Genomic DNA, 25,081 nt, shown 5'->3' with positions numbered 1-25,081 from the left:
TGAACTCGGTCAAGCTACTACGTTGTTCCATCTAAAATCAGGCTTGAACGCAACTCAACTTGTTTATGACTAAACTATCATAAAATAAGCTCGGCATACGATGAATGTAGATGAATGTAATGGACACAAGTCAATACGATATCAATCGCGCTGATCCGGCTTAGCTTGCTCAGACTTATCCCTCTGATACGGCTGTTCTGTATTTTCCGCTTCCTCATCCTCACGTATGAGACCGCCTGTTTCCACCAGCGACGCGGGTAATTCGATTAAGGGCGCTCCCGCCTCTGCTGCCGCTTCGATCAATTCTTCCCCCAGCTCTGCCAGTTCGGGAATATCCTCGCCATACGTTTGTTCTTCCAGGCGGTTAAACAGCAACTGTGTTTCTTCTTCCAAATCGCCTTCGGTTTCAAACTGGGACGCATCCGGCAATTCACGCAAACCGCTCAAGCCAAAATAATTTAAAAACGATTTGGTCGTACCGTACAAAATCGGACGCCCAATTGCCTCCGCGCGGCCTACTTCTTGAATCAAATCTTTGTTCACTAATGTATAAATGGCACGATCGGTTTTAACCCCGCGAATTTCTTCGATCTCTACCCGTGTAATCGGCTGGCGATACGCGATAATCGACAACGTTTCCAGCGCCGCTTGCGACAGCGAGGAACGGCTTGGCGAATCCGCCAGCCGTTTGTAATAGATCGCATGTGCAGGCAGTGTGGATAGCTGGTAGCTGCCGGCGATATGGATAATCTGAATGCCACGGCGCGCCTTTTTCAAATCGGCTTGCAGCTCGTCGAGTGCGATTTGGACAACATCGGTCGGCTGCTCGGTCACTTCGGCAATCTGCCGTACATTCAACCCTTCCTCCCCTGCCAAAAATAACATGCCTTCAATAACTGCTTTCAACTTCTGGGACTTCATTAAGGCTTATTTCTCCTCTCCACTCCATCACAATGTCATCAAACAGACGACTCTGGTAGCAGCAAATTTGCCGCATTTTCATCATTTCAAGCACCGCCAAAAACGTCACGACGATCTCCTGACGCACCACTTCACTTTCAAGCAATTTGGAAAAGAGCAATTGCTCGCCCTGCTCTAACGTACGGAAGCGCTCTACCACTTGCCGAATACGATCTTTGACCGAAATCTCGTCACGCTGAATGCGCGTTACCCGTAAACGCCTAGTCGCCCGGCGTAGCGCCTTCTGGAAAGCTTCCACCAAGTCCATCGTATGTAAGCCTTCCACCGGATTGTAATTCACTTTGGCGACAAAAGGAGTCATATCCTCCGCTTCCTTCGTAAAAATCAAGCTGCGTTCTTCTTCGCGTTCACGCAAATGACCGGCAATGCCTTTATACTTCCGGTATTCTTCCAACTTACGCACCAGTTCAGCACGCGGGTCCATCTCATCGTCTTCAATATAATCAAAATCATCGATTTCCATTACTGGTGGTTTGGGCAGCAGCAGTTTGCTTTTAATTGACAGCAACGTTGCCGCCATCACCAAAAACTCACTAGTAACTTCAAGTTCAAGTTCCTTCATACTATGAAGATAATCCAGATACTGTTCCGTGATTTCACTAATCGGGATGTTCTGGATGTCAATTTCCGATTCGTCAATTAAGTGAAGCAGCAGATCGAGCGGCCCTTCAAACGTAGCGAGTTTGTATAGTACAGTCACAGGCACACTCCTTTGATTCAATATCGGTTAGCATCATGCTTACCGTAGTCCATAGCGATACATACAGCGTATCACACCAACCTTATTTTATCCTTAATGTGAATGGATGACTATACATATTCAGCAAAAAGAGGCTTAATCCTTTGCGGACAGCCTCTTTTCATGCCTTTTATACGTTTAATGGAATCAGTTTTTGAATTGGCTGGACAGATTTGCCATTTCGATCGCAGCATTTGCCGAATCCCAGCCTTTGTTGCCTGCTTTCGTGCCGGCACGCTCAATCGCTTGCTCGATATTTTCAGTCGTTACAATGCCGAAAATGACCGGTACGCCCGTTTTCAAATTAAGCGCCGCCACGCCTTTGGCGACCTCGTTGCACACATAATCATAATGGGTAGTGGAGCCGCGAATGACCGTACCGAGCGTAATGACCGCATCGTATTTACCGGATTCCGCCATTTTTTGCGCGATCAACGGAATTTCAAACGCTCCGGGCACCCAAGCGATATCGACATCTTCCTGTGCCGCTCCGTGACGATGCAGCGCATCCAGCGCCCCGCTTAGCAGTTTGTTCGTAATAAACTCATTAAAACGCGCAACCACGATCCCAAATTTTAATCCTTGTGCAACTAAATGTCCTTCAAAAATATTCGCCATAATTAGATTCCTCACTTTAGTTAGTTTAGTAGGTTAACTGTATAAAATGCACCGTACATTAATTACTGTGCGCAGCCGTACCATGTTGCTGCAAATAATGGATTAGTTCCTGAATGCTAATCAGCTTTAAATCATGCTTGCGTGCGAGTGCGCGCAATTGATCGAGCCGTGCCATCGTACCGTCTTCGTTCATAATTTCGCAGATGACACCGGCAGGATAGGCTCCGCTTAAACGTGCCAGATCAATCGCCGCTTCGGTATGACCCGGTCTTGCCAGCACACCGCCCGGATTGGCGATCAACGGAAACATATGCCCTGGACGGCGAAAATGCTCTGCACCGACCTCCGGCTTCGTAATCGCCATTGCAGTCAGCGAACGCTCATAGGCGGAAATGCCGGTCGTCGTATCGACATGATCGATCGAAACGGTAAATGCCGTTCCATGATAATCGGTATTGTGCGATACCATCGGTTCCAGCATTAGCTCGCTGGCACGCGCTGCCGTAATCGGCAAACAAACCAATCCGCGTCCTTGTGTCACCATAAAATTGATCACTGCCGGTGTCGCTTGATCGGCAAGCGCAATAAAGTCGCCTTCGTTTTCCCGATCTTCATCATCTACTACGATAATGACTTTGCCTTGCTGCAAATCATGCACAGCATCTTCAATCCGGCTTAAACCGGTCAGTTCGTCACTCATCTGCTCCGCCTCCTTCTGTCTGTATACATGTTTGTTTACATATACCCGTTTTGCTGTAAAAAATTCGCGGTTACGCCGCTGTTGCCGCCGACTGCTTGGGCATCATTGGGCGTCGCTTGACGGTATTGCAACATATGCTCTACATATTTGCCGAGCACATCGCATTCCAGATTGACCGTATCGCCTGGCTTACGGTGTGCCAATACCGTTTCTTTAAGCGTATGCGGAATGATCGAGATCGTAAAACTGCCGCTTTCGACCGCCACGACGGTCAAGCTAATGCCATCGACCGCAATCGAGCCTTTTGGAATGATATAGCGGAACAGATCAGCTTGCTGCGGCTTAATGCGGAAAATGACTGCATTTTGGTTGTTTTCAATCCCTTCGATCGTTGCTACACCGTCCACATGACCTTGTACGATATGACCGCCAAAACGTCCATTTGCCGCCATCGCCCGTTCCAAATTGATCGGGCTACCCGTACGCAGCTCCTTTAGGCTGGACAGACGATACGTTTCCGGCATCACATCAACCGTGAACAATGAACCAGCAATCGTCGTAACGGTCAGACAGACGCCGTTACAGGCGACACTATCACCCAGCCCAAGACCGTGCATAATATGGGCAGCTTGAATACCGAGTACCATCGCTTCGCCGCGGCGATCTATTTTTTTTAAGGTACCGATTTCTTCGATTAATCCGGTGAACATTTGACGTCACCTTCCTTTGCCAATTTTACAAATGATGGTACAATGCGCGCCCGCTAATACACACATTATCTTGCAAACGCTCGACTTCGACCTCATCTAGCGTCACCGCTTGACTCATCTGGTCAAAGCCGTTAAACACAAACGTAGACATGTCGCCGCCGATTAGCTTTGGTGCAAAGAACAGCGTAATCCGATCGACCAACCCTGCTTCCAGCATCGCTCCATTCAGCTTGCCGCCACCTTCCAGCAAAATGGACGAAATCTCCAGTTCACCTAGACGGCGCAGCGCTTGGTGCAAATCGACATGCTTGCCTTCTCCACAAATGAGCACTTGCACATTGTGGCTTTCCAGCTCCGCGATCCGTGCCACATCCGCCTGTGCAGTTGTGATGATAATCGTCGGCGCAACTTCCGTATTAAGCAAATGCGCATCATGCGGGATACGCAGCTGTGAATCGATGACAATTCGAAGTGGGTGCAAGCCTGGCACTTCCGTACGTGTCGTCAACTCCGGATCATCTGCGAGCGCGGTGCCGATGCCGACCATAATTGCCTGGTGACGATGACGCAGTGCATGGACATGTTCACGAGCAGCCGCATTAGAAATCCATTTACTGTCACCGGTGCGAGCGGCAAGACGCCCATCGAGCGTACTCGCTGTTTTTAAAGTGACAAAGGGCATGCCGGTCGTAATGTATTTGTTAAACGTCTCATTCAGACGTTCCGAGCGCTGTGCCAGCACACCGGTCACGACCTCAATGCCATGACTGCGCAGACGTTCAATGCCGGAACCTGCCACTTGCGGATTCGGGTCAACTGCCGCCACAACGACACGTTTAATCCTTTCCGCAATTAGGCGGTCGCTGCATGGCGGCGTTTTGCCGTAATGACTGCAAGGCTCAAGCGTTACATAAGCGGTCGCGCCTTCCGCTTCCGCCCCCGCCATATTGAGTGCATGCACTTCGGCATGCCCGGTGCCACGCTTCAAATGTGCGCCCATGCCGACTACACGTCCATCTTTAACAATGACACAACCGACGACCGGATTAATCTCGGTCTGTCCCTGGGCGCGCTCCGCCATATCGAGTGCAAGTGACATATAAAATTCATCGTTTAACAAGTTCATCTTCAGGGCTCCTTAACGTGTATCATCGTTTGTGATCCAATACGTATGTTGTATTTTAGTTACCAATAATAACATAGCAACAAAATTATATCATCCACACAATCCACCAAACGTCAAAAACCCCGCACCTCGGCAATTACCGAACGTACGGGGCACTATAGATACAGGATTGTATGACATTATATTCACAAATAAAGCTGGAATCCTTAATATGCAGCAGATTCAAGTGTGCATCGCTCTGTTCGAATCAACGAACGGAACGGTGCCACAGCGATAAACAGACATAAGCGTAGTACAACAGTAAATGTAAGCACAGCATATCCGATGGACAATTTGAAACAAGCGCAGCGATTATAACCGTAGCGTCTGCATCAAGTCTAGGTAACGATGCGAATATAAACAACAAGCACATCGTCCACTCTAAATGCTGCATTACAACAGGCTAGAAGTAACAGGCATAGCAAGCCAAGTCAGACTGCGGATGCTGAAAACAGCGGCACTCTCATGTATAGATTGCTCACTGTTGCCAACAATGATAGGCACGAAAACGTCATTCAGTGACGGCAACATCCGTTAGGATTATTCGCCCGTCGCTTATGCATACTTTGCCCATCCTGACTAGACTGCATGGATATGACAGAACATCCGCCTATACTTTGCTTGCCTACAGCATCGTACTAATACGATTGGCTTCAGCGACAGCATTGCTCCAACTATTCTGCTTCATGATTCATCTGTTGTCTGTTTATCGCTAATTTGCGAATATAATGCATGTAACGGGCTCACCGCTGATCCATATGACCAACGCTCCCGCTTCCTCTCCCATCCAGACTATACTGTCGGCTCCGGATTCTCACCAGATCCACCGTTTAATGCCAGAAGCATCGTACGGGTCACGGACTGAGAGCAAGCTACTAGCGATGAGTTGTGCCACAACTGGCTTCTGCTCATCGATTCCACTATGCTCAACACCGCCGGTGGGGAATTGCACCCCGCCCCGAGGAATTATGCTATTGAATTTTATAACCACCAAATGTTTATAAACGTGGTGAAAAAATCATATCATCGTAACAAGCAAAAAGCAAGAATATGCATTCGTTAATCTCGTCTTTCACTCCTTGGCAACCACATGCTATAGTTTTTCCACCAATAAAGTAATTTCAATTATTCCATATGGCAAATAGGTTGCAGTATCAATATAGATGGCACTATCTGTGTCTGAAAAGTCCGCATTTGAAAAAACACCTGATAGTGCCAGACCTTTAAAACCGCCGAGCAACAATGTATATATTCCTTTCCGTTCTTCTCGGATAGAATGAAATATCTCTAATGTATTCGATCTCAAACACGCTAATTGTTCGTTTAATTCGATCTTATCCTCCGCCACTTGTTCTATAGCCGAATCTAATTTAACTATAAACTGCTCCAACTTCTTCATTGTATCTGTTTGAGCAGAATGTAAATATCCTTCTATTTCTCCTGCGCAAATGATTTCACTTTGCAATTCGCAACCTTGTTCGATCATCTCAATAGCTACATTTGGAAAAAACGGCTCTAACACAACCTTTTCGTCCGTTAGCTTTGAAGTATTTTGCAACTTGTATAATGTATTTAATTTTATATTTTCATAGTGTACGTTAATATCGTCCACTAGCATTTTGGGGCGCATAGATTGTTGAATAAGAGAAAGAACTACTCCCTTTATAGATGAACCAGGTACATAATAAAAGGTACGTTTCGGATCAAATGAAGCATAATCACCATATTGATAAAATGGATAAATAATGTTGGTTCTATGAATAGCATCATGATCCTTGCTATCTGAAAAAAATGGTTTCAATTGTGGTTGTGTGAAATCTCCAGCATCTGCATAAAATGCGTGCTGGTTTCTTGGAGATAGTACTACTTTGGAAATCGTTTTGAAACGATACGGATACTTCCTCATGTTACGCCTCCTTCCAAGCTAATGGATATAATAACGAGTTACCAAATATAATATCTCTGCTGTAAAAAGGAGACTCTATAGATTTACTAGCAAGTACGACACTTTCCGATGCACAAATAATGCTCCCTGCCTCAATAAAACTAATAAACTTTCCAGCATGCTGTGTATCCCATCCGCCAATTGGATTGTACGGTCTACGTTCTGAAGTAAACAATTTCAGCGCAGATTTATTAAATTCAATCTTATTCGGCAATAACATACCCAAGTTTAAATAGTTTCCTGCTTGATTGGATGGCATAATAACATCATCAGTAATTTTTTTGACTATATAAGTATTAAGTCCTTGAGAACTTCTTGGTCCTAATATCAATAGTGTTTGTTCCGCTTGCACTAGCTTAAGCATGTCCAGTATACATGTTAGTTCTGAATTTTCTGTAATGGCAATATAGAAGTTGAACTCTTTGACCAACTTGGTTTTCTCTTTTGCAGATGGTTCAAAAACTTCGCTGACTATCACTTCGGGCACTGAAAAAAGATTCGGATCAAGACCGGGGATATTGTAACGTGCGCTATCCATAGCAGCATGAATTTGCTGAGTCGGTTCGATATGGATGTAAGGATATACGGCACCGGCATTTTGAATCTCCTTTGTCATTTCCTCAATTTGTTGAAGTTTCAAAAAAGAGCGTTTCTTTATTTCTTTATATATAGCCTTATTATGCTTCTTACTTTCAGTTGCTTCCAAACGTTCTAGCAATTCTACATGCGGGACTGGCATATACCCAGACGGAAGCAAATTAGAAATGAAAATTGCTCCTGAATTTTTCTTTACTTCATCTACGAGTTTACTTGCTTCTACTGGGGAGTGTCTGTTAGAAAATTGATGAATCAATGTACCAAAAATTTTTTGGGAATCAGGTAGTTGTGTTACCCTGCCTTTAAGTTCCATATGTACAGAGTAATACTTTAAGTTGGTCATCAGTTTCCCTCCCCAATAAACTCAACTTTAACTCGTCCATAACCACGACTACCCGAATTACCGACACGATGGATGCCATCATTCAATTGATCAATAACATCTACCATAAATGCTTTAATTTGCGCTTCGGTTACACCTGTATTCGACTGCTCCAATTTTTTGAGATTGTGTAACAATAAATCACCACTAAAACTAATGCCAGGACGAACTACTTTATATGTTCTTGGATTTGCTTTTACTTGTGGTATACCATTCTCAAAGGAATTTTCGATATTATTTTTAGAATCGATCGAATACCAGACTTGGTTTTCTTTTTTTAATTTTTGTGCACAGGTATCATCCATTTCCAAATCATTAAAAAATAATTTGGGCGTATCATTAAATCCTTCAATGCCAAACAGATATTCTGCGGATACTTTACTAATTACCTGCTCGTAGCGTTTTTTTACTCGCTCCATCCGATCAGACTCTATCTGATTGGAATTAATGCTTAAACGCTCAAGTTCTTCTTGAGCTTGCTTCCAGGCGCTCTGTAAATATTGTCGATAAGCTTCAGCGATCTGATTCGCTCTATTTTGAAAATCCACATCGGAAGCAGATACTTCTCGTACAATGTTGCGTACAATTCCTTTATAAGACGATGATGGAATATACGGTAATTGCGCCGCATTCGTAACTGTATACGCATCTACTCCGCCAATTTCAAAAGTGGTTGGCGAACCACCGATAAACAGATTAGAACAAGTCGTAAGTTTAATTGTGATTTTTGAAACACTCATTTACGTTTCCCCCTATTACTATTATGTTTTGCGTTTTTATTAGCACGAGTGGGTGCAGTTTTAGTTTTATAAAAAGCTGAGTCTACTCTAAATTGGATTAATTGTTCTCGAAGCTGGTAAAAGATTAGCAATGAATCGATATAGTCGTTGTTCCAATTATTTTGAGATTCAGCTAATTTTAAAAATTCAGCTTTGTTAAAGTAGAGTTTAGGCGGGGCTTTATGCTGTTCTTGGCGATCTTTTTCGAGTTCCTCCACTTCTTCCTTTGATTGAGGATTGGTTGCCTCAATCAAATTGGCGACTTTTCGTTTATCTGTTATCGTTTTTAAACGATGAAGCAATGAAGTGGATAACGGTAAAACTCGATATACTTCAACTTCATTGGAACCGGAAGAACTACCTCCCCTTGAAACAGTTTGGTCATCATTTGATGTTGTATACTTGGTGAATTTTACAAAGATGTCTCGAAATGTATCATTTTTTCTTTTACCAAGATTATACTCATATAAAAATCGGAGTGTTTTATTAAAAATGGTCCTACGAACTCGGTTTCGCTGTTCTTCTTCTTTTTGCTGATCTTGTTTTATAGTTGTATTCTTCATCATATCGAAACGTGAATCAGCAAATAATAATAGCAAGCGTACATAGTTTTCCAATTTATTTTGCCGATTAGACGTAAAGCTTAGCTCTCCTTGTTGACGGGAGTTTTTAACAATTACTTGCTGAACTAAAGATTCCAGAATAAGAAGCTCTAGCTCTCTTAGCAATTTGTTATGACTATTTTGATATTGCGGTATGACATGATAAAGGAATGCATTGCTGTATCGGATATTCCTGGTGCGAATATCACTATTATTGCGAATATCATCATGAGCCAGTTTTTCTAGTAAAGTATAAAAAAAGTGATGGGCAGCAAAGCCTTCATGCATCGCCTGCTGTATACGCTTCACTTGTGATACAAAATGATGCCATTGGCTCTTGTCCTCATTAGCATCTTTAAAATCTTGTAGCATTTTCAATATTTTTGAATCTGATTTGCCTTTATACTTTTTGCTATTCTCTGTTCTCACAGTTGCTGTGTCTGCTTCTTTAGCATCGAATTTATAATCATAAAACACATAATTGTTCATACTGATTTTTGTACAAGTCAGATTATCTACCCAATCCTGATTTGCGATCTTTTCCGCTTTTTTCGCAACATCAAGTTGTTGTTGCACCCGATTATAATAGTAACGGATGGGCTCTCGATTAAACGTAAACTCAATGCCAACGCTCATGGATAAAGGTGGAATGGAAATCGGATGCTTTTGACTAAACGCTGCCAATTCATAATTAATATCGTTCAAAATTGCTCTGCATACGTTCACTCCATCCATAAGCTTGGAGACAGGTACGGCTATAAAAATATCATCGCCTGCGATGTATAGAGGATACATCCTAAATGAGGCATCCTTTTCTACAAACTCAATCACTTTTTGATGCAAGTATTCGATACATATGTACTTCGAAAGAATTGTACTGATTTGATGATATTCGTCATAGGTTTGCAACTGGCTCAACATATCTCCCATTCCGTCCAAATCAGCTTTTATTACTGCAATTCTGAAATGGTTGTCGTTCGTTGCCTCCTGTTCGGAATATAGTGCATTGATATTTTCGGTAAATGCGTTGAATGTTACAGCTTGTACTTTAACATTTTGTTTTTCGGTAACCTTCTTTTTAATGGAATGAAATTTAAATAATAAATCTTTATTTCTGTCGATGATACCGTTAAGGCACGATTTCTCTTTCAATTGTTTTTTTCCTTTTTTAATGGCTTGCAAACGATCAATTTCTCCATTCACTGCAACTTCGGATAGGGTAAAAAATGTATATTTCAACAATAGCTGTCCATTTAATTTCAAATAATACGTCTCAAACAGTTCGTCAAGTTTGGCAGTTAGTTCTTTTTCGGATAGAGACGTTACAAATATGCACATGCCGGAACACTTTAGCAATTCCATATCAATATGTGAAGCAAATGAGCCTTGCTCTCCTTCTACTCCAATTTCCTCGTAAAAATCTTCGGAAATCAAACGAGAAGAACCGATAATGGTTTTGAGTGTACCGCTATTACTTTGCTTTTCTTGTTCTGACGCTTGAAGCACGTAATATAAGAAGGACTGTACTTTATCGATTGATATGGCTACTACATATTGTTCCATCATTCAGTGTCCTCCTGTTGGTATTGATTAAAAAGCGCTACATACGCTTGATGAGGGAACAATATAGGGTTATTAATTAGCATTAATAACTGATTCAATTGAAAATTAAAAGTCATTAACGAGATCGTTTCCCCTTTTTTATCTTTGACGCTATAATCTTGAAGTTTAATTTTTTTCAAACCTTCTGCAACATCTTGTACTTTAGGCAGAGCATTCTGAGCGCTTGCTTCCTCGTTTTGATTATTTGGTTTATCATCGCTATTGTTCGTCTCAGATTCACTATTAATTCCATGAAAATTAAGGCTTTTATGCCAATCAAATAAATTTCCTTCTTCTTCGTTCATTGTGCACTGGACGTCTATGCGTCCAAGTTTAGCGCCAGCTTGTTTTGAAGCCAATAACGTAAAGTCAAAATATTTTTTAATATCATCATCACATTTGTCTTTTAAAGCGCATAATATGCGGATGGGACGAGTAGATTGTTGTGTGATAGGCGGTTTGTTAATAGAAAAAATAGTTGCTAGGCGAGCTACGGATTGTTTGGAAGTTTTTAGCTTTTCAATACTATCTGCCCAATTTTTGAGAGTGTCCCCCTCCAGTTTTGTACTTTTGCATTCCATAACAGCCGCTACAGCTTCAATTGGCACAAATTTGATTTTTCCATAGCGAAAAATATAAGGCGTATATGTCTCATCTAATATGGCAAAATCAACTTCTTTTGATACAGCACCATTAGAATCAATAATAAATACAGACGGTTCGATCACAAACTTTTTAGGAATGATCATTTCAAACAATTGAGACCATATCAATTCTCTTTCCGAGCCGATTGTTGTTCCATGCAAATCATGCTTCATGTATAACTGATTTACTAGCGATTGTTCAAACTGAAGATAGTTTTCTATTACATTAGTAATCATCTTTTGTTTCTTTTCTTCAAAGCTCAACTCTGTCATAGTTAGCACTCCCCTATATCATTTAAATTTTCGTTACATCCGATTGGACTATACAAAAGCACGGTATTGTAAACAGTAATTTCACAACAATTTCTGATTCATAGCTTCATCTGTATACCACATCAATCTGACCATACCCAAGCGTCGAGTTTCGTCCAATATTTAAAATACGCGCCACATTTAGCCAGGGAGTAAATACGGAAAGATCGCCTTCAAAAGTCATTGTACCGAGTATGCCATTCCATTCCATCGATTGTTTTTGGCGACTGGAATATCGGTGCATTTCGCTCATATAAAATGAAGCTGACTGACAGTGGACATGCTGCGCCAATTCGCATGCTTCCACTGCAACCTGTTCATCCACATGTCCACCATAACGTGCCGTTAATGCTTGTACCCTTCTCGTTATGTTACGTATAATGGTCGCAAACTCAAATTGCTGTAACAATTCACCGTTACGCCGAATACGAATAGGGGTGATGAATTGAACAGAACACCATGAAGCAAGCTCTTGAAAACGATAGCTGTCTATATTTTGAGGGATAGCAGCCTTCATCATTATTTCTTCGTTCTGCCAAATAGGAGCGAACTGCTCGCCATGCAAAATGTCGATCAGTTTAAACGCTTTTCTTTGGGCTCCGAGTTTAAATTCATCATCTTTAGCTAACGAGCAAATAATTTGCTCTGTATAACGAATGGAATCTCCAAATAAAACTAACTGAAAACAAAGAATATCTCCTACACAGTATATTGTTTTTGGTCTTGGTGGCTGGATCAAATAAGGGTTTACTATGTCTTTTTGAGTATTACTTGTTTGCTTGTTTTCGAACAAATATTGATACGACTCTTTATGTTGACGTAAAATCCAACCTGTCACACCATGCAAAGTTGATCCAAGAAATGGCGGTAATCTCGTATCCTCTTTACATTGCAATCTTATCAATAAAGGTACATATGACATCGAAAATATTGTGTTCTTTTTTTTCATATCGCCCTCTGATTATCAATTATCTTTTGTATATTCATCATTTTCATTTAAATCTCCATCCATTTGATACAATGTATTAAGCCCACAATTTAATAACAAGTATAATAAAACCTAACTCTAAAGCCATGCATTCTAGTCCTAATTCAGTATAAAAAAATGTAACACAATTACATTCAATGCCAATAGACCTATATAAAACAATAATTCATTTTCAAATAATTAACAATAGTTGAATTTAAATGAAAGAAATGATTCCTCACAAGCTGGTTTCTTCACTCAATCACTAAAACAAATTGAGGTTGACCGAACTTTTGCATGGAATCATTTCAATATAAGTAAGGATATTAATTTAATGATTATTTTATTCTTAGTTGGTTAATCCGCCCGATACCCTACTTCCCCATTCACCACCGTCATCTTCACCCGAGCATCCAGCAACTGCTGCTCATGCTCATAAATATCCCGATCGAGCACCGTAAAATCTGCCGCTTTACCGATCGCGATCGTGCCGCGTGTCGTTTGCTCACTCACCGCTGCGGCGCTTCCTTCCGTAAACAGGCGTACAGCCTCGGCGATGCTCAAACGCTCATGCGGCAAATACCCGGCGGCTGGCTCGCTTTGTTGCGGATGGCGGCGCGTTACAGCGGCATGGATACCGAGCAGTGGATCAAGCGGTTCAATCGGTGCATCGCTACCGCCAGCACAAACAATGCCCGCCTGCACCAGTTTGTTCCAAGCGTATAAATAATCGGTGCGTTCTGCACCGACACGATCCAATACCCACGGAAAATCACTTGCTACAAAACGCGGCTGAATATCGGCAATAAGCGGCAGGCGCGTCATCCGCTCTACCAATTCCCGATCCAGCACTTGCGCATGGATAAAACGATCTGGCAAATGACTAATTCCAGTTAGCGGATAACTTTCCATCGCGGTCAATGTCATCGCAGCAGCGCCGTCACCGATCGCATGCACAGCGATTGGAAAACCGAGCCTACGTGCGCGTGCGGTCAGTTCATGGAGCCGCTGTTGATCATGAATCGCCATCCCGCAAGTGGACGGATCATCCGCATACGGCTGGCGCAATAATGCGGTACGTCCGCCAATCGCGCCATCGGAAAAGATTTTGGCAGCACCGATACGCAGCCACTCATCCCCAGCACCAGCACGTAGTTTTAGCGATTCCGCCTCGTCCAGATGGGTATAATAAATAAGCTGATGACTGCGGAAACGTAACCCTTCTTCATGTAACTCGCGATGAATGCGCAGCATCGTATCGATACTACCGAGAAAACGCAAATCTTCGGTATGTGCTCCGGTCAACCCGAGACGTAGCGCATCTTGACAAGCACGGCGAATAGCGTCTTTTTTGGTTGCATAATCCGGCGTGGGTTGTACAGATACAAACGCTTGATTCGCTTCTTCATATACCCAGCCATTCAATTCGCCAGATAAATCGCGTCCAAATGAACCGGATGGCGGGTCAGGTGTATGCGCGTCGATACGTGCCCGGCGAAAAGCTTCGCTATTGGCGAGAAAAGCATGGAAACATGTACGTGTCAAATAAATCGGATGCTCCGTCGTAATCTCGTCCAGTTCGGTACGCAGCGGCGGCACAGCTGGCGTAAACGCATTTTCATTCCAGTTTAAACCGACAATCCATTCGCCCGGCGGCGTTACTGCGACACGCTGGCGAATCATGTGCAGCATTTCCTGTTTAGAATGCACATCGGAAAAGTCCAGCATCGACAGCTTCATACCGTGCATAGACAGATGCATATGCGAATCGACAAGTCCAGGCAGCACATAACTACCGTCCCAATCGATCGTATGATAATGTTGCCCGCTAAGCTGAAGCGTCAGCTCGTCATGACTGCCAATCGCGCGAATGATGCCCTTTTCAGCATAGATGGCAGGTAAAGGCGGATTGGCAGCGATGCCGCTTTGCGCGTGAAAACGTCCATTTATGTACAATGTTCCGGTCATCGTTATTCTCCTTTTGTGAGTAGGTGTATAGGTAGAGCAGTACATATGCAAGATTAAAACGAATTTTCCAAGCGGTTAAGCTTGCAATTAGCCAGCCACAGCAAATTGTAATGGCGGCTAGGCTTGTGAGCTTTTGCGCCAACGATCGGCTCTATTATATAACGATGATGTACGTATACCTTTGCATATCGGTCGTCATCGCTTGCGCCTAAATCACTACCATAGTGTAGCATAGTGGCAATTTCATAAACCAGCGCCGGACGATCGCTTCGTTATAGTACCTTCAAATCGTTACTCTCATCATTTGATCGTTCAAAAGAAAAAAGGATAGATTTCAATTAAAATGAGCCACGTATACAGCATAATCTGACGAGGAGCGACGTACTAATCTTGCTCTCATTAATCCGGGCAAGGACTTCAATCCACGCTCCTGCACGAGTTAAATACTACCTTATCACCTACCTAACGATACAAAAAAGCGAGAACTGTTTGAAACAGCCCTCGCTTTTACTGCACTATTTTTCACTACGCTTAATACGATACGTGAAACGTAATACGCTACGTATACATATGCCAAATCAGATGCGTGAAACGCGTAAAATTAAGCTTCTACGATTTCAACGGTTTCCATTTTGTCACGGCCTTGCAGTGCGTCCACATATTCCATCCCTTTTACCACTTTACCAAAAACGGTATGTTGACCGTCCAGATGTGGTTGTGGTTGGTAGCAGATGTAAAACTGGCTGCCGCCTGTGTTGCGTCCAGCGTGAGCCATCGCCAGTGTGCCGCGCTCATGTTTGTTCGGGTTAATTTCACAATTGATCGTGTAACCTGGGCCGCCTGTACCTGTTCCGTTTGGACAGCCACCTTGTGCAACGAAACCAGGGATGACGCGGTGGAATGTCAGACCGTTGTAGAAGCCATCATTTGCCAGCTTCTCAAAGTTTTCGACCGTATTCGGAGCATCTTGATCGAACAGATCGATGACAACCTCGCCACCGTTTGCCAATTTGATTTTAGCCTGTTTTGTCATAATTACATCTATCTCCTCTCAGCAATGGGCATGATCATCATGCCGAATGAATAAAAATGCGACGAAATGGTTGGCACCGTCCATGCTATCCATATGCGGAAGTCAGCTAGGCTAATTTGCCGCTGACAGCTAAAACGATGCGCCGCCATTCCGGTTATGTGCCCGCATCATAAATACAGGATGCCATGCCCGCAGCAGTACAGCCGTGGCACAGCACCCTATCAGTTTACTATGAAATGTCCGTACCCGTAAAGGGTAAACGAAATACTAACGCTTAGCGTTGTGCCGGAACCTCGCCGCGTAGACGGGCAGGCACGATATCATTGCGTGTAATATCCGTAAATGTTTCACGCTCCACGATCAGGTCGGATTCGCCATCACGCACAAGCACGACCGCTGGACGGCGAATGCGGTTGTAGTTGCTTGCCATCGAATAATTGTAGGCACCGGTGCATGCAACCGCCAGCAAATCGCCTGCAATCGGCTCTGCCAGCTCGATATCCCAAATTAGCATATCGCCGCTTTCGCAGCATTTACCAGCGACTGAAACCAACTCCGTCGCTTCATCGTGCGCCCGGTTTGCCAGCACTGCTTCATAGACCGCATCATACAGCGCCGGACGCGGATTGTCGGTCATACCGCCATCAACTGCGACATATTTGCGCACATTCGGGATATGTTTGCTTGTACCGATCGTGTACAGTGTCGTACCGGCATCGCCAACGATGCTGCGTCCTGGCTCGATCCAAATTTGCGGCAATTGTCCTTCCAGACCAGCAAACTGCTGCTTCACCGCATTAGCGATCGCACTCACATAATCCGCTGCATGCAGCGGGCTATCTTCCTCCGTATACCGAATCCCAAATCCGCCGCCCAGATTGATCACTTTAAACGTGACACCAATCTGCTGCTGCAATTGACGCGCAAAATCAGCCACACGCTGCGCCGCCACTTGAAAACCGTCCACCTCAAAAATTTGCGATCCGATATGCGAATGCAGCCCCAGCAGCTCCACATGGGTTAACTTGTGCGCCAGCTTGACCGCTTCTTCCGCCGAGCCGTTACCGATATCAAAACCAAATTTGGAATCTTCCTGACCGGTTGAAATAAATTCATGCGTATGCGCCTCCACACCGGGCGTGACGCGCAGCAAAATGCCGGGTTTCAGCCCCTTTTCGGCTGCGATCGCATCAAGCATTTGCAGTTCGATAAAGTTATCGACGACAAAACAGCCGATACTTGCATCCAGCGCCATTTCTAGCTCATCCGGTGTTTTGTTGTTGCCGTGAAAATGAATGCGTCCAGCCGGGAAGCCTGCTTCTAATGCCGTATGCAGTTCCCCTTCGGAAACGACATCGAGCGATAATCCTTCTTCTTCAACGATTCGGCATATCGCCATCGTACAAAATGCTTTGCTCGCATAGGCAACTTGAAACTCCATCCCGGTCGCGCGAAACGCATCCATATATTCACGACAACGTTGACGAATCAATTGCTCGTCCATAATATACAACGGCGTACCGTATTGTTCCTTCAGTTCTACTGTATCACAGCCACCGATTTCCAGATGGCCTTGTTCATTGATCGTGCTCGTTCCATGTAAGTACATCGTTGTCCTCCGTTCGTTCTGTCAACTGGATGCAGCAATGGGTAAAGCTAGCATTATCCGTATCGCTGCGGATTGTGTAATGTATCGTCAGTATAAAATTGTTAGCTGGTGTTCAGAATGGACTATTGTGCTGAACATTTGTATTTTGCACGGTTTGTGCGTTGTCTGCTTAGTGTTCTGTCATATTGTAGCATCAAATGGAGGTGGGAGTGTTAACTTGGCATAAAGTTGTACAAAGTGATGCAGATTGTACCGTACACTTTTAAACCTAATCTCACCTACTGGTGACTTTTGTTGCTACACTCACTTCCAAACGATCCTTCATGCTCCATTTCGCTACAATATCAACTATTATTTTATATTGAAGTAGCCACTATAAGTCATCGTATTTGCCCAGAAACTATACTGCAACTATACTGCGCTAAATAACGCGTTTTAGTTTCCGATCAGGTAGGGAATGTGCTGTGGTTGGGATGATTGTATTGATTACGATGGTAATCCGGCAACTTAAGTTGAAAATGTAACACTTTATTCAAAAAAGCCTCACAAGGTAGTATACGATATGCTGGATGAACAGCATCGTATATTACTTTTATGAGGCTTTTAAAGCTTCAAAGGTAAAAGTTTTACCGTTTTCACCTGAATCCTCGGCTAACTACGCGCCCGAAATCGACAACTCGCGCACATGCAGCGATGGCGAAGTACACCCGCCCGTAAAGCGCAGATCGTTCCCCAGCTCTACTACATCATTTAACAATTCATGGAAATTTCCAGAAACGGTAATCTGATTCACCGGACGCGAGATCGCCCCATTTTCGATCAAATAGCCGAGACAACTTAGCGAGAAATTGCCGCTCGTCGGGCTTGTACCGGCATGTAACCCTTGCAACTCGGTAATGAGCACACCGTATTCGATGTCGGCAATCATTTGCTCCAAACTGCGTGTGCCCGCTTGCAAATACAAATTATGATAAGAGACGCCCAGCTTCCCTTTATACCCTCCTCTGGACGCATGACCGGTCGTCATCGTACCCGCTTTGGCAGCGGTTTTGCGATTGTGAAGGAAACCGTTCAGCTTACCTTGCTCCACTAGCACATGACGGCTGGCGGCAACACCTTCAGCGTCAAAGATCGTCGTGCCTGGTACACCTTGCATAAGCGGATCATCGACAAGCGTAATATTGCTGCCCGCAATCGTCTGCCCCTGCTTGCCGACCAGACTGGAAAAGCCTTTTTCCACCTGTTCCGCCGAAAAGATCGACGCGTGCGCAGCAAGCAATGATGATGCCGCATCTTCACGCAAAATGACCGGAACTTTACCCGAAGGCAGCGAGCTAGCCCCTAGCTTTGACACGACTTCATAGGCGGCACGCTGCGCAATCGCCTGCGGATCAATCGCTGTAAAATCGCGTAGATCATAATCAAACCAACCACCACTAACCGTCTCGCTCTCCGTACCTGCCAACACATACACGCTCATACTGCCGATGCTATCTTGCTGATGGCAATGCAAGCCGCGCGTATTGGCGATGAGCGTCTCATGCTGACGGACGCTGGCAGAACTTTGCCGCACCATCGTAATCCGTTCGTCCGCTTCCAATACGAGCTGCTCCAATCGCTTGGCAGCCGCGATCAATGTAGCAGGCGCTGTATCGATTAATCCAGCCGTGTACGTCTGTAGCTGTGGATATTGATCGGAGCCGCCAAACAGATCGCTTTCATCGTCCGTATCCAGCACCGCCGCATTGCCTGCCGCTTCCTCTAACAAAAAGTCGATACTATCCGCTTCTACCTGCTCTGTCGACGCATAGCCCATCCGTCCACGAATTAACCCGCGAAACGAAAGCCCGTGCGTTTCCGCCACACGATAACTGTCCACTTCACCAGCACGTACCGTCACTGCAACCGCGCGGCTTGCCGCATAATACACCTCCATCTCGGTATAGCCATACGCTCGTCCTTGCTCAAATAGCTGCTGCTGAAATTGCGTAATCTCCATCGCTTATTCCCCCTTTCTGCCGCCAACGGTCATTTCGGATACACGCAGCGTAGGCTGACCGCAGTTGACTGGCAAACTGCCGCTCACCGAGCCGCACATTCCCTGTCCATGATCCAGATTGCTACCGACCATATCGATTTTTTGTAGCGTATCTAAACCTTTACCGATCAGTGTTGCTCCTTTGATCGGCTCGGCAATTTTACCATTGCGAATCATATACGCTTCATTGATCGCAAAATTGAAATCACTCGTTGCCGTATTGACTGAACCACCGCCTAATGAACGGGCATAAATGCCATATTCCGTCGCTGCAATCATCTGCTCACGCGTCGAATCGCCTTCACTAATAAACGTATTGTTCATACGCGATGTAGGTGCAAATCGATACGACTGCCGTCTGCCCGAACCGGTCGGTGCCATATTCATCCGGCGTGAACCGACACGATCGATCAGATAGCCTTTGAGCACACCGTTTTCGATCAGCACATTGCGCTGTGTTTTCATCCCTTCATCATCGATATTGAGCGAGCCCCAAGCGTTCGGGATCGTGCCATCATCGATTGCGGTCACGAGCGGGGAAGCGATCTGCTCGCCTAGTTTACTAGCAAATACGGATGCACCGACACCAACAGCGGTTGCTTCTAAGCCATGACCGCATGCTTCGTGGAACAATACACCGCCAAAACCGTTTTCGATGACAACCGGTAATTTGCCGCTTGGCGCATAACCTGCTTTGACCATCGTCGCTGCGATCCGTGCCGCTTCTGCGGCTTCTGCACCGATATCCAGCCCTTCGATAAATTCCATTCCGGCAAGCGCACCTGGTGCCCGCATACCTGACTGGCGATTGTTGCCGTCCACCGCTACCGCGCTCAGACGCAGACGTGTATACGTACGTGTATCTTCTGCCCATAACCCGTCCGAGTTGGCGATCAGTACTTTCTGCTGCCAGCTCAATATGCCGACAGACGTTTGCTCGATTAACGGATCACCTTGCTTTAACGCTTCATGAGCGGTGCGCATCATGTCCAACTTGCGTGTATGCTGCGCTGCCGATGGCGGTTGCAACACCGGATGGCGATTATCGATCCGGACATGATCAAAGTTCAGCACCGTATCCAGTCTAGAGCCATCCAGCGCTCCCGCCGCTTTGCGTGCAGTACGAAGCAAATTGTGTTCGCTCAGATCGCTCGTGTACGCATATACGGAAAATACCCCTTTTAAAATGCGAATCCCCATCCCATAATCACGCCCGGACAACGCACGTTCCAACACACCGCCAATCATACCGAGATCACGATCGATCCGATCCTCCACGAAAACTTCCGCAAAATCGCCGCCTGTCTCCAGCGCAGCCTGCAATATTCTTTCCACTACGATAGGTTGCAGCATCGCTTTTCCTCCAGTCGTTAATATCGACATTTAAACATATGTAGCCATATCGAATGCAGCTTACCGCTTACATTTCCTTATATTGTAACATTTTAAATGATGCCATCCTAGGCGTGTACGTCTACCGATGTGAGCTGGCATTCGTTTCTTGATCGAATCCCCCTCATATCTAACCAAATAAATAACAACACCGACAAATTTCGATACCGTTCGTATCGAAATAATGGTTATACTGTTACTAAGCATAGTTCATATTTATAATTCAGATTAATGGACACGACCCATTTCCGACAGGAGGATTCATTTGAAAAAATTGCTGCTGATGGGGTTTAGTCTGCTGCTGTTGCTGACCTCGATTCCGCTCCATCCCGTTTCCGCTGCTGGTCAGATTGTTGCTGCAACTACGATGTATACGTATGAACGGATGACACGAGACATACAAACGCTCGCCCAAACGTACCCGGACATCATTCAATACCGCTCCATCGGCAAAACAACATACGGTCGCGACATCTGGGCGATCGGGCTTGGCAAAGGTGCAGCCACCATTTTTATTAACGGCTCTCACCATGCCCGTGAGTGGCTAACGACGACGCTCAATATGACGATGATCGAGCAATATGCCGCCGCATATGCCGCTAACCGCAACTATGCGGGCTACAATGCCCGCGCCATTTTGGAGCGGACGACGATCTGGTTTGTGCCGATGGTGAATCCGGATGGTGTAACATTGCAGCAGTTCGGTTTAAGCGCATTTCCTGCATCTGTACATAGCGCGCTCATTCGTATGAATGGCGGTAGCAGCAATTTTAAGCGCTGGAAAGCGAATCCGCAAGGCATCGATCTCAATCGACAATACGATTCATACTGGGCAACGTTGGAAGACAATATCGCGTATCCGTTCTGGCGCAATCATAAAGGCACCGCACCGGTACAAACGCCGGAAAATCAAGCACTTGTCCGCTTTACGCATGAGATTGATCCCGAAATTGCCGTATCGTATCATTCGGCTGGACGGATTATTTATTGGAGCTTCCACACATTGCCCGCCAATTTGCCGCGTGATCGGCGGCTTGCCAATCTGTTTAGCAGCATGACCGGCTATCGTTTAATGCCACAACGCAGCGACTCATCCGGCGGCGGATATACGGATTGGTTTATTACGACATTTCATCGCCCTGCCTTTACACCGGAGATCGGTATCAAACCAGGCGAAACGAATTTGCCACTGGCTGCCTTTGCCGAGGAATGGCGACGCAACCAAAAAATCGGACTATCGCTCGCCCAGGAAGGGTACAGTCTATGGAGCAAACGCAATCTGCATCCGGTGCGCACGGTCAGTGTACGCATCGACGGACAACTACCAGCAACCGACATCAAAGCATTTGTGCAAACAGGCGTTAATTATGTAGCGTACAAACCGCTGCTGGAGCAATACGGCTTTACCGCATTTTGGGATCAAAGTACACGCACCGTAACCGCCACAGCGAGCGCAGCCGGTACAGTAAGCTTTACGCTCGGCAGCAGCTACGCACAAGTCAACGGCAAAACGGTCACACTGTCCGGCAAACCGATCATGACTGACGGCTTCATCTATGTGCCCGCTCGCCTAATCAGCCAAGTTACCGGCGCAGCGCTTGCAGTAGATAGGAAAAGCGGGCAATTAAACTTTACGAGTCCGAAACCGGCAACTGCTGTCGTGCCGCCGACTGAGGCGCAGCAGCCACCGGAAGCGGCGAATGTGCCGGGCGAAACGACGGCAGTGGAAGGTGCAGCGACTGCGACAGTGGAGCAATCGACATATGGAAACTGAGCAAAAGGGATGGATCGTTCATCCTTATCTTCAATCGTTCATCCTTATCTTTATCGGGTTTTAATGATGACAGTATGTCACTCCATTTTAAAAGACATCGTTATTCTGTCGCTCATTCTAGCTAGGACAGCATCAATAAAGAACCGTTCATCCTATGATGTACGGTTCTTTGGTCTAATTCGGTAACTGGCATGACGTTCTTTATTCGATGCACATCATACGGCATTATCCCCACTTACACACATCCACCCATCCTTTCATTGCTGCATAACGCTCCAGCTCTGGCAATGTCAACTCAATCGCGGAATTGCTGCTACCGCACGCTGGAAATACGGTGTCAAACCGTTTTAACGACTCATCGAGATACACTTTCAGTGGATGAGCCAGTCCGAATGGACAGACACCACCAATCGCATGCCCAGTCTGCTGCAACACGTCCTCCGGGCTGAGCATACGCGGCTTTAACGTAAAAGTGGTGCGGAACTTTTTGTTGTCGATCCGTGCGTCACCAGCAGCTACGATCAATAAAGCGTGCTCATCCGTTTCATGTCCGCGAAATGATAATGTTTTGGCAATGCGTGCCGGGATAACACCAATCGTGTCGGCTGCCTCCTGTACGGTTGCGCTGGACGTGGCAAATTCCAATATATCCGCTTCGCGCCCAAATTGGCGAAAATGCTCTTTTACTTGTTCGATTCCCATCTGATTCATCCTTTCTTGCTCATTCTATGTACATAAATTCATTTGCCGAAGCTATAATGCGGTACGGGAGCCGACTCATTACAGCTTAATCCGTAAGCGTTAACCGTGATAATCCTCGCTTTGTTTACGCCGTAGTCGTCAGCGGCATAGGCTACAAAGCAATTTGTAACCGATATCGCCCGCTAGTTGCCCCATACCTATCCACATGAACCGGATAGTGGATCGGCTCACCTTAATAGTTGTCGATCTTAGCAAACTATACTAAAACAATCCGTCCTCACCGTCAATTCCGCTTGAACGAACAGGAAACGCCTGACATAATAACGATAGCTTGCCAAACAGATGCGACAACGCGGTGACGTAGAGCAGAGTGTCGAGCGAGACGTCACCGTTTGTGCGGCTCATTATAGGATAAGGAGAGCTTGTTCGTATGAAAGGAATCATTACAATGCTTGGCAAAGATAAAGTGGGCATTGTCGCGGGAGTGCGTACATATGTGGCTGGACAAAACGTCAATATTCTGGACATTTCGCAAACGATTGTACAGGATTATTTTAATATGATGATGATTGTCGACGCATCAAACGCAGTCAAAGCATTTGAAGGACTGGTGGAAGATTTGCAACAGCTTGGTATCGAGATCGGCGTAGAGATCAAATTACAGCATGAGGATATTTTTAATACGATGCACCGGATTTATTAGTTTAGCTAGAACACTTGCAAGCTGTACTTGCCTCTTTCCGTGAGAGGGGAGCATTCATTTGCAGGTGTTTTTAGGTATGCGATCCACGCGGTTTTATTTTTGTAATACGTATTTTACTCCTACAATATATCTTAATTTTTTAAACGTTTGTTTGCCTACTAAAAAAGAGCATCATCCCGCACAAAGCATGGATGACGCTCGCTTGCAAATGAACCGAATCATATACTGCATACTCTTTACTCTAGTCGATACGGACACTGTACTCTAACTCTACGCAATTACATCTGCGGGATAATCGCCAACACAAGCTTCAGAAACTGATCGCGCACCCGCTCCGCCGTTTCCATCACTTCATCATGCGACAGCGGCTGATCGAGAATGCCTGCTGCCATGTTCGTAATACAGGAAATGCCCAGCACTTCAATCCCGGCATGACGTGCGACGATCGTCTCGGAGACGGTGGACATGCCGACCGCATCGGCGCCGAGTGTGCGCAGCATACGGATTTCGGCTGGTGTCTCGTACGTAGGACCAAGCAGACCGGCGTATACGCCTTCCTGTACGTTCAGGCTTTGGCTTGCTGCCGTATCTTTAAATATTTGACGCAAACGGCGGCTGTACGCTTCCGACAAATCCGGGAAACGTACACCGAGCGCAGGGTCATTTGGCCCGATTAGCGGATTGCGTCCGGTCAGGTTCAAATGATCGCTTAATACCATCAGATCGCCCGGCTCATAAGCGGTGTTCACGCCACCCGCAGCATTCGTAACGAGCAAGCTTGATACGCCCAGCTCTTTCATAACACGTACTGGGAATGCCGTTACTTCCGGGCCATATCCTTCATACATATGGAAGCGACCTTTCATCATGACAACCGGGCGACCTTGAATCGTACCGAGCAGCAGCTCGCCATCATGACCTTCTACCGTTGACACCGGAAAATGCGGAATATCGCTATACGCAATCGATACACCATCCTCGATCAGATCAGCTAGCACGCCCAGCCCGGAGCCGAGAATGAGACCGACTTGTGGTGTTAGCGCGCTTTGGTTGCGAATATATGCTGCCGCTTCTTGAATCGTTGCTTGCGTAATCGTTGTCATTGTTTATTCCTCCTGA

General features: G+C 45.4%; 19 protein-coding genes, 2 pseudogenes and 1 riboswitch. Of the genes and pseudogenes, 2 read left to right on the top strand and 19 right to left on the bottom strand.

Annotated elements, in window-relative coordinates:
- Window positions 1–324 precede the first annotated feature (324 nt).
- The 17 genes and pseudogenes from scpB to U1I11_RS08140 all read right to left on the bottom strand — a co-directional run.
- Window positions 325–921, bottom strand: a pseudogene (gene scpB, locus U1I11_RS08220) (SMC-Scp complex subunit ScpB); the annotation flags it as partial.
- A complete protein-coding gene (locus tag U1I11_RS08215; protein ID WP_322905521.1) occupies window positions 890–1,681 on the bottom strand; it encodes a segregation and condensation protein A in 792 nt (263 codons plus the stop codon). The gene U1I11_RS08215 and the pseudogene scpB, both read right to left, overlap by 32 nt.
- 186 nt (window positions 1,682–1,867) lie before the next feature.
- Window positions 1,868–2,338: a 6,7-dimethyl-8-ribityllumazine synthase gene (gene ribH / locus U1I11_RS08210; RefSeq protein WP_322905519.1), complete on the bottom strand. Its 471-nt coding sequence runs from the start codon at window positions 2,336–2,338 to the stop codon at window positions 1,868–1,870.
- A gap of 94 nt (window positions 2,339–2,432) precedes the next feature.
- Window positions 2,433–3,038 (bottom strand): annotated as a pseudogene (gene ribB / locus U1I11_RS08205) (3,4-dihydroxy-2-butanone-4-phosphate synthase); the annotation flags it as partial.
- Between the two features lie 35 nt (window positions 3,039–3,073).
- Entirely contained in the window at window positions 3,074–3,748 is a 675-nt protein-coding gene (gene ribE / locus U1I11_RS08200; RefSeq protein WP_322905516.1) for a riboflavin synthase, read from the bottom strand.
- Between the two features lie 25 nt (window positions 3,749–3,773).
- A complete protein-coding gene (ribD, locus tag U1I11_RS08195) occupies window positions 3,774–4,874 on the bottom strand; it encodes a bifunctional diaminohydroxyphosphoribosylaminopyrimidine deaminase/5-amino-6-(5-phosphoribosylamino)uracil reductase RibD (RefSeq protein WP_322905514.1) in 1,101 nt (366 codons plus the stop codon).
- A gap of 810 nt (window positions 4,875–5,684) precedes the next feature.
- Window positions 5,685–5,883, bottom strand: a riboswitch (FMN riboswitch).
- A 123-nt stretch (window positions 5,884–6,006) separates the two neighbouring features.
- Window positions 6,007–6,819, bottom strand: coding sequence for a hypothetical protein (locus U1I11_RS08190; protein ID WP_322905512.1), 813 nt, complete (start codon window positions 6,817–6,819; stop codon window positions 6,007–6,009).
- A gap of 1 nt (window position 6,820) precedes the next feature.
- Window positions 6,821–7,798, bottom strand: coding sequence for a hypothetical protein (locus U1I11_RS08185; protein ID WP_322905510.1), 978 nt, complete (start codon window positions 7,796–7,798; stop codon window positions 6,821–6,823).
- On the bottom strand, window positions 7,798–8,577 hold the full coding sequence (locus U1I11_RS08180; RefSeq protein WP_322905508.1) for an RAMP superfamily CRISPR-associated protein: 780 nt from the start codon (window positions 8,575–8,577) through the stop codon (window positions 7,798–7,800). Before U1I11_RS08180 ends, U1I11_RS08185 begins: the two co-directional genes overlap by 1 nt.
- Window positions 8,574–10,784, bottom strand: coding sequence for a Cas10/Cmr2 second palm domain-containing protein (locus U1I11_RS08175; RefSeq protein ID WP_322905506.1), 2,211 nt, complete (start codon window positions 10,782–10,784; stop codon window positions 8,574–8,576). Before U1I11_RS08175 ends, U1I11_RS08180 begins: the two co-directional genes overlap by 4 nt.
- Window positions 10,781–11,737, bottom strand: coding sequence for a DUF6602 domain-containing protein (locus tag U1I11_RS08170; protein WP_322905505.1), 957 nt, complete (start codon window positions 11,735–11,737; stop codon window positions 10,781–10,783). The genes U1I11_RS08175 and U1I11_RS08170 overlap by 4 nt, the downstream gene beginning before the upstream one ends.
- Before the next feature lie 106 nt (window positions 11,738–11,843).
- Window positions 11,844–12,725 (bottom strand): CRISPR system precrRNA processing endoribonuclease RAMP protein Cas6, encoded by an 882-nt coding sequence (cas6, locus tag U1I11_RS08165; protein WP_322905503.1) that lies wholly within the window; start codon window positions 12,723–12,725, stop codon window positions 11,844–11,846.
- Window positions 12,726–13,100: 375 nt separating this feature from the next.
- Complete coding sequence (locus tag U1I11_RS08160) at window positions 13,101–14,711, bottom strand: amidohydrolase (RefSeq protein ID WP_322905501.1); 1,611 nt, start codon at window positions 14,709–14,711, stop codon at window positions 13,101–13,103.
- A 601-nt stretch (window positions 14,712–15,312) separates the two neighbouring features.
- Complete coding sequence (locus U1I11_RS08155) at window positions 15,313–15,744, bottom strand: peptidylprolyl isomerase (RefSeq protein WP_322905499.1); 432 nt, start codon at window positions 15,742–15,744, stop codon at window positions 15,313–15,315.
- Between the two features lie 274 nt (window positions 15,745–16,018).
- Window positions 16,019–17,353 carry a diaminopimelate decarboxylase gene (lysA, locus tag U1I11_RS08150; protein WP_322905497.1) on the bottom strand — a complete coding sequence of 445 codons (1,335 nt, stop codon included), beginning with the start codon at window positions 17,351–17,353 and terminating at the stop codon, window positions 16,019–16,021.
- Between the two features lie 655 nt (window positions 17,354–18,008).
- Entirely contained in the window at window positions 18,009–19,352 is a 1,344-nt protein-coding gene (locus U1I11_RS08145; protein WP_322905495.1) for a TldD/PmbA family protein, read from the bottom strand.
- A gap of 3 nt (window positions 19,353–19,355) precedes the next feature.
- Window positions 19,356–20,744 carry a TldD/PmbA family protein gene (locus U1I11_RS08140; RefSeq protein WP_322905493.1) on the bottom strand — a complete coding sequence of 463 codons (1,389 nt, stop codon included), beginning with the start codon at window positions 20,742–20,744 and terminating at the stop codon, window positions 19,356–19,358.
- Window positions 20,745–21,048: 304 nt separating this feature from the next.
- Here U1I11_RS08140 and U1I11_RS08135 point away from each other — a divergent pair, with 304 nt between their 5' ends.
- Window positions 21,049–22,557: a M14 family zinc carboxypeptidase gene (locus U1I11_RS08135; RefSeq protein WP_322905491.1), complete on the top strand. Its 1,509-nt coding sequence runs from the start codon at window positions 21,049–21,051 to the stop codon at window positions 22,555–22,557.
- Between the two features lie 225 nt (window positions 22,558–22,782).
- Here the strand turns inward: U1I11_RS08135 and U1I11_RS08130 are convergent, their stop codons facing one another.
- Window positions 22,783–23,259 carry a YbaK/EbsC family protein gene (locus tag U1I11_RS08130; RefSeq protein WP_322905489.1) on the bottom strand — a complete coding sequence of 159 codons (477 nt, stop codon included), beginning with the start codon at window positions 23,257–23,259 and terminating at the stop codon, window positions 22,783–22,785.
- A 430-nt stretch (window positions 23,260–23,689) separates the two neighbouring features.
- Here U1I11_RS08130 and U1I11_RS08125 point away from each other — a divergent pair, with 430 nt between their 5' ends.
- Window positions 23,690–23,962: an ACT domain-containing protein gene (locus U1I11_RS08125; protein ID WP_322905487.1), complete on the top strand. Its 273-nt coding sequence runs from the start codon at window positions 23,690–23,692 to the stop codon at window positions 23,960–23,962.
- A gap of 278 nt (window positions 23,963–24,240) precedes the next feature.
- On the opposite strand, the gene U1I11_RS08120 is transcribed toward U1I11_RS08125, so the two are convergent.
- Window positions 24,241–25,065 carry a purine-nucleoside phosphorylase gene (locus tag U1I11_RS08120; protein WP_322905485.1) on the bottom strand — a complete coding sequence of 275 codons (825 nt, stop codon included), beginning with the start codon at window positions 25,063–25,065 and terminating at the stop codon, window positions 24,241–24,243.
- Between the last annotated feature and the right edge of the window lie 16 nt (window positions 25,066–25,081).

Origin of the sequence: Paenibacillus campi (assembly GCF_034659835.1) — a bacterium.
Classification (GTDB): domain Bacteria; phylum Bacillota; class Bacilli; order Paenibacillales; family Paenibacillaceae; genus Saccharibacillus; species Saccharibacillus campi.
Note: the sequence above shows the minus strand (reverse complement) of the source record. Positions and strands in the feature narration are given on the sequence as shown.